Annotated in this window: 6 protein-coding genes; 5 read left to right on the top strand and 1 reads right to left on the bottom strand. The window is 35.1% G+C overall.

The genetic code is table 11. The features are described 5' to 3' along the window. Position 1: 1 nt before the first annotated feature. The 3 genes from F4W09_RS16525 (at position 2) to F4W09_RS16535 (ending at position 3,625) form a co-directional block, all read left to right on the top strand. Positions 2–745, top strand: coding sequence for an SDR family oxidoreductase (locus F4W09_RS16525; protein ID WP_151505426.1), 744 nt, complete (start codon positions 2–4; stop codon positions 743–745). Between the two features lie 742 nt (positions 746–1,487). Next, on the top strand, positions 1,488–2,672 hold the full coding sequence (locus F4W09_RS16530) for a glycosyltransferase family 2 protein (protein WP_081401279.1): 1,185 nt from the start codon (positions 1,488–1,490) through the stop codon (positions 2,670–2,672). Positions 2,673–2,725: 53 nt separating this feature from the next. Beyond that, positions 2,726–3,625 carry a hypothetical protein gene (locus F4W09_RS16535; RefSeq protein ID WP_244948591.1) on the top strand — a complete coding sequence of 300 codons (900 nt, stop codon included), beginning with the start codon at positions 2,726–2,728 and terminating at the stop codon, positions 3,623–3,625. Positions 3,626–4,056: 431 nt separating this feature from the next. Here F4W09_RS16535 and F4W09_RS16540 read toward each other — a convergent pair whose 3' ends face one another. Further along, the gene (locus F4W09_RS16540) at positions 4,057–4,818 is read right to left on the bottom strand and encodes a hypothetical protein (RefSeq protein ID WP_151505428.1); all 762 of its coding nucleotides are present in this window, start codon (positions 4,816–4,818) and stop codon (positions 4,057–4,059) included. Positions 4,819–5,258: 440 nt separating this feature from the next. On the opposite strand from F4W09_RS16540, the gene F4W09_RS16545 reads away from it, so the two are divergent. Together F4W09_RS16545 and F4W09_RS16550 are read left to right on the top strand one after the other, a co-directional pair. Further along, positions 5,259–5,714 (top strand): hypothetical protein, encoded by a 456-nt coding sequence (locus F4W09_RS16545; RefSeq protein WP_104442074.1) that lies wholly within the window; start codon positions 5,259–5,261, stop codon positions 5,712–5,714. A gap of 71 nt (positions 5,715–5,785) precedes the next feature. Continuing rightward, the gene (locus F4W09_RS16550) at positions 5,786–6,130 is read left to right on the top strand and encodes a hypothetical protein (protein WP_151505429.1); all 345 of its coding nucleotides are present in this window, start codon (positions 5,786–5,788) and stop codon (positions 6,128–6,130) included. Positions 6,131–6,158: the final 28 nt, after the last annotated feature.

The raw sequence follows: 6,158 nt of genomic DNA on the forward strand, positions 1-6,158 counted from the left end.
CATGACAAAAACCATTTTAATTACAGGGGCGAGTTCAGGTTTAGGCGCAGGTATGGCGCGTGAATTTGCTCAAAAAGGTTATAACCTTGCGATTTGTGCGCGACGTATGGAGCGACTAGAAGCACTTAAACAAGAGCTTGAAAGTCTGTATGGTATTCAGGTAATTGCCAAAACTTTAGATGTGACCAATTATGATCAAGTGTTCGAAGTGTTTAAGGCTTTCCAACAAGACTTTGGCAAACTAGATCGAATTATTGTGAATGCGGGAGTCGGACAAGGTCGCCGTATTGGTAAAGGTAATTTTGAGATTAACCGGGCAACAGCCGAGACTAATTTTATTTCAGCATTGGCACAATGTGAAGCAGCTGTTGAAATTTTCCGCGCGCAAAATTCGGGGCATTTGGTGGTGATTTCTTCCATGAGTGCAGTGCGTGGTTTACCAAAACATCTCTCAACTTATGCCGCGAGCAAAGCTGCAGTAGCACATTTAGCCGAAGGTATACGTGCAGAATTGATTGATACACCCATTAAAGTTTCAACTATATTCCCTGGCTACATCCGTACAGAACTAAATGAAGGGGCGAAAAAGTTACCATTTGAGGTCGATGAAAAAATGGGTTCACACTTACTTGCAGAAGCGATTGAGAAAGCTCCTGTCAAGGCGTATGTTCCAAAGTGGCCGTGGCTACCAATGAGCTTAGCGATGAAAGTCTTACCTTTGCGAATTGTAAATAAATTGGGCTAATTCTCTTTTAGCTTAGAAAGATTCCTAAGTAATTTTATTTATTTTGAGAAGCCCACTGATTTCAAATTGGGCTTTTTTTCGACTACCTGTTTTAAAATAAAAGTATTATTAATTTAACAAAAAATTCAATTCGCTCGGAGAGGCTCACTTCCGAAAGCTTTTTAACATCTGCTTTCATAAGAGAGTGGGCTTGGTCAATTCCACAGTTTTCACCGAAATCTTTCAAATAAGATGAATCTCATGATCCTCATAGACTCTGTCACATACTAACCAAAACTGATTAGTTAGCACAGGAAGTTTTAACCGTTTCTAGGTACTGGTTGCACAGAATAAGGTGTATATCATTTTGACTTGTTTGTGAAGAGTGATCCTTTATGCCTTTTTCTAAATTTCTGCATTTGGGTCATTAGATTCTGTTGTGTTGGTTGATGTTTAGCTATTAGAGCTGATTAAAAAGTATCTACAAAATTAAAAGCATTTGGTATAACAATAATTAAGACTTCACATAAGTTTAGTAACTATTAAATTTATTTTTGAGTCGTGTTATTAAGTATGATTATAGTTATAAAAAAATTAATGGAAAAATATAATGATTAGTACTGATACTGACAAAGAAATATCTCTAATTTATTTTTCGATACGTTTTAAATTTTGTATCGCTTTGATTGGTGCTTGTCTTTGGACTTGGTTTTCAATATGGATAGCACAAGCGTGGATACATGATCTTAGTACGCACATTGGTATGTTTGCTGCTATTTTTCTGATTTATGGAATTGCTATTATTCCAGGCTTTATGAACTCATTCGCTGCTTTGAGCTTAATGATGGATAAAAGGCCTCGTCGAGAGGCACTTCCATTTTATCCTGGCATCAGTATTCTGATTGCTGCTTATAATGAAGCTGCTTCGATTAAAGATACTTTGGTGAGTATCAGCCAACAGAATTATCCTGGTAAGTTACAAGTCATTGTCATTAATGACGGATCTAAAGATGAGACAGCGAATATTGTTAGAAATCTACAAGAACAGTTTTCATGGCTTACTTTTCTTGATTTAGAAAAAAATGCTGGTAAAGCACATGCCTTAAATGAAGGGTTTAAATTGGTTGAACATGACCTTGTAGTCACCATTGATGCTGATTCATATTTACATCGTATTGCATTGATTAATATTGTTGAACGCTATCTTTTAGATCCACCAAATACTCGCGCTGTGGCTGGTAAGATTTTGGTTCGTAACTCTCGAGAGAATTTGCTGACTAAAACTCAAGAATGGGACTATTTTCTTGGAATTTCAGCAACCAAGCGCATGCAATCGCTTTATCAAGGTACTTTAGTTGCGCAAGGAGCTTTCTCTATTTATGACCGTGCTGCATTGATTGAGGTTGGTGGTTGGCCAGAATGCGTTGGCGAAGACATTGTACTCACTTGGTCATTACTGAATGCAGGGTACAGAGTTGGACACTGTGAGGATGCCTGTCTTTTTACCAATGCGCCCACCACACTCAGAGTTTTTATTAAGCAGCGCCAGCGATGGGCACGAGGCATGATGGAAGCTTTTATTAAACATCCATCCATTTTAATCAAACCACGACTTTCAACATTCTTTATTTATTGGAATCTGCTTTTTCCTTGGTTAGATCTGGCCTTTACTTTTGGATTCTTGCCTGGGTTAGTATTGGCGTGTTTTGGCTATTACTGGATTGTCGGCATTATGACGTTGGTTCTGCTTCCTATGGCTTTATTGTTAGGTCTCTTAAATTATTTTATTGAACGACAGATGTTTGATGAAATGGGGCTGAAAGTACGTAAGAATTTTACTGGTTTTTTAATATATGTTTTTGCATATAGCTTCTTATTACAACCTGCGAGTATTCTCGGATATTTGGACGAAATTTTGAGAACGCGAAAAACATGGGGAACGAAATGAAAATAAAACCAACAAATTTATGTATTACTATTCCTCTATTAATGATGATTAGCATGGGCTGTTTTGCTAATGAATTAGAAGAAAAAAAAGGCACAAGTGGACGGGCTGTTGGAACAGAATTCTTTTTCAGTGATGATAGTGAGGGATTTCAAACTCGTAAGCTATCAGCAGAATTTTTTCCGAAATATGAAAGTGGCGATAGTTATCTAGGTGTACGTGCTAGTGCTTATCAGTATAAGGCCGATAACTGGAATCGAGATGGACAGAAAATATCCTTTGTAGGGAGAGATGTAGATTCAGCCACTGCGAATGGCTGGTTTTTAGATGCAGGTCTATTCGAGCAGGATAACCATACATTGTTAACACTTGATGGTAGCTATCGAACACAGTTTTTTGATAAAACTGCCTTAGAAGTATTTGCCAATCGTGACTGGGTAGAAACGCAATCTGCTCTGGATCAGGGGATTAATTTCACCTTCGTAGGTGCTGCTTTAGATCAGGGCTTAGGTGATCATGTCACACTAGTCGGTCTGGCTGGAACACAATTTTTTTCAGATGATAATCGCCGCGATCATGGTCGAATTAAAGTGATTTATCAACCTTCACTCAACCTAGGCCTTACGGTTCAAGCACGCTATCGAACCTATCATAGTCGTCAAGAGGATGTTGGTGGTGCGTATTTCAATCCAAAGAACTATGAAGAATCTATGTTGGCAGTTGGTTGGCGTCAGCGCTTTGCTAAATGGTCTACAGGCTTAACAGTTGGCCTAGGGCGGGAAAAAATTAATGACGATCCAAGTCAGTCAACTCAACTTTTTGAATTAAACTTGCAAAGTCCAGTGTATGGATCTCAATTTTTCCGTATGAATGCTGGATATAATAAAAGTGCCTCTTTCAATGGTCCAAATTATAATTATCCCTATGTCAGAGGTGAATGGATTTTACAGTTTTAGATATTTTTTATAAGTTAGAAATGAAATTCTTGTTGATATTCACCTTATTGAGGATAGGGCTGAAATCTTGCATTTCAATGTATCAAATACATCAATTTAAGCCCTTCCTAACTTCCTCAATTCTGCTCGGGTTGCTTTGTTGCAGCTAATGTTGGTTCACCTAAAGGAGAACATTAAACTCTTCAATGACAAAGTTCAATTTGATAACAGGTGTCAGTAGGGGGGATTATTGGTGGGTGTACTTATGAAAAGATTGAAAATTTATGTAAATTACTGATATTAAATTAAATATATAAAATATGGGTTGTTATGGAAGATATTTAAATGTGATTTAAACGAAAATTCTAAACATGACAAATAAAGCAGACGAAGGCCCTCAGTTCGAGGGCATTTACTTGATATAAAACTGAATAAATTAGAGTTGTTCACCCTTATTTACACTGATAATCAAAGATTCTTTTGCTTAATTCATCCATAGGGTGTTTTTCTATGGGGAGTTTAGGTTCGGCATCTTCTGAATTTATAGGATCAGTGGACTTTTGAATTTTGGTGATAGCGTACTCTTTAGTTTTGCAAAAAATTAAGTAATCGCCATCAAGATAGAAATCAGGATTTTGCTTTATCACCGATCTTATTTTAACAACTTCAGCATCTGGAATAAGTAATGAGTTCATATGCCAATCTGTATCCACATATGTGATACTAAAGTCATCATTTGATGGAATTTCTTTCCATTTTGATTCAGGGCTAAATGGTGGGGGAACATAACCGTTCGAGCATGTAATATTGTATTTTTTAATAGTATTTTGAAAACTAGTATTGAAATTTTGGATTGTTTCAAAGTAGTTGTAAACTTGCTTTTTATATTGAGGATACTGATTTATATATTTTAGTGATTGTTCAGAATAATCTCTTAAATGACAGGCCAAGTCATAGTTTTCTTGAGTACTTAGAAGCCTCTTTTCTGTTTCAAATTTATTTTTCTTATTAATTACATCCATAATGTAATTGACATTTCCAGTTAAATTTTCTTTGTACTCGTTAAAGGTGGTATCAGAGACAATTTTTTTATCAAATAATTTTGTTTGAGGATCCATTGTATATTTTTTAGAAACTAAATTGGGGTCTGCATAAGCGTGTAAAGATAGACAAATTGTAAATATTGAAATTATAAAGTAGGGAAAATTTTTCATACTAAAGCCCATAATTTGAATTTGGATTGTGATTTTTCAAAAATAAAGATTAATTTTTAAACAGTTTTATTGCATCCTTCTTAAACTCATTAGTTCGAGTTGCTTACATAGGCTTCATGAACTTGCAAGCATGGCTTATTTGTAACAGGCTCTGTACAAGCGTCGTTAGTAATTACTGAAGCATAATTTTTCGGCCAAGTTTGGCAGCAAAATATACTTTGTGCTTATTAAATTATATTTATTATTTAGTTTAAATGTAAAATTGTTAAAAATTGATTTTTAAATAATAAGGATCTAAAATCCACAATTTAAAATCAAAGCCACTTACATTTACTAAAAACCTCATTAGAATTTCATATATTTCATTTAAATATTTGAAGTTATCCTTTGGGGGTTGAGGTGGATTTTGATTAGTTTTTTTATTACTTGAGAATAATTTTATGAAAAAGGTTTTGTTAGGATTTACTTTCGCATTACTTGCACAAAATAGTTTTGCTGCTGAAGAATGTACGATTAACTATCATGCAAATGATGAGTTATCTGATCAAATTCAGGAAGATGGGTTTAGTTTTGAAAACTATGATGAAGTTTGTGAACTGTTAGAAAAAGCTAAAGCTAGTGTTTCAATCAATTACAATTCAAGTATTACTAATAATCAAACAATAGCTGCTGTTTTTATCCGTGTGAAGGACAGTGATAAACCTATTTATTCGACTTACACTAACTCGAACATGGACTGGAGTTCAACTCGGACTACAGCAGAAGAAAAAGAATTAGTGTGGTCTCTTGTAAATTCAACGATCAGTGAAATCAACCAATCAGATATTGATGGTTTAAACGAGAATCGAAAAGAACTTCGCGTACCTGTTTATCCAACCGTATCTAAGAAATTTTGATTTGACTTGTTAAAGTTAAAAGTGAAATTGGTTCATTTTTTACAGTAGCTGAAAATAAGCAAAGTATGAATATGAACCAAGATCCAAATTTGAAATATATTGCTTTAAATAATTTTATTCACTTATTTGAAAGTGATAGAGCACTCGCGTTTTCTGATGGTGTTGTTGTGAGATTGAATAAAATTCATAGAGAATTTGCTTCAAAAATAGCAGAAGAAAAAGCAAAAGGTAGTGCTTTAGAAAATCTGTTGAAACTTCTAAAATTGGTGGGGTATTGGCTAGTGGAGCTGCTGGGGCATTTATTGTACTTACTGTGGCGACTGGAGGAACGTCACCAGTTGTTCTTGGTTTTGCAGCAGATGACGTCACGGGTTGGGGAGCTGAAAAAGCGTACGATATTATTGAGGATAAAGTAAATTAAATGGATATCATTATTTCCTTACT

The organism is Acinetobacter tandoii (assembly GCF_008867985.1).
Lineage (GTDB): Bacteria > Pseudomonadota > Gammaproteobacteria > Pseudomonadales > Moraxellaceae > Acinetobacter > Acinetobacter tandoii.

Bases quoted from the DNA above. Each gene is read 5' to 3' on its own strand.
- F4W09_RS16525 (WP_151505426.1), top strand. From the start codon at position 2: ATGACAAAAACCATTTTAATTACAGGGGCGAGTTCAGGTTTAGGCGCA.
- F4W09_RS16530 (WP_081401279.1), top strand. From the start codon at position 1,488: ATGTTTGCTGCTATTTTTCTGATTTATGGAATTGCTATTATTCCAGGC.
- F4W09_RS16535 (WP_244948591.1), top strand. From the start codon at position 2,726: ATGGGCTGTTTTGCTAATGAATTAGAAGAAAAAAAAGGCACAAGTGGA.
- F4W09_RS16540 (WP_151505428.1), bottom strand. From the start codon at position 4,818: ATGAAAAATTTTCCCTACTTTATAATTTCAATATTTACAATTTGTCTA.
- F4W09_RS16545 (WP_104442074.1), top strand. From the start codon at position 5,259: ATGAAAAAGGTTTTGTTAGGATTTACTTTCGCATTACTTGCACAAAAT.
- F4W09_RS16550 (WP_151505429.1), top strand. From the start codon at position 5,786: ATGAACCAAGATCCAAATTTGAAATATATTGCTTTAAATAATTTTATT.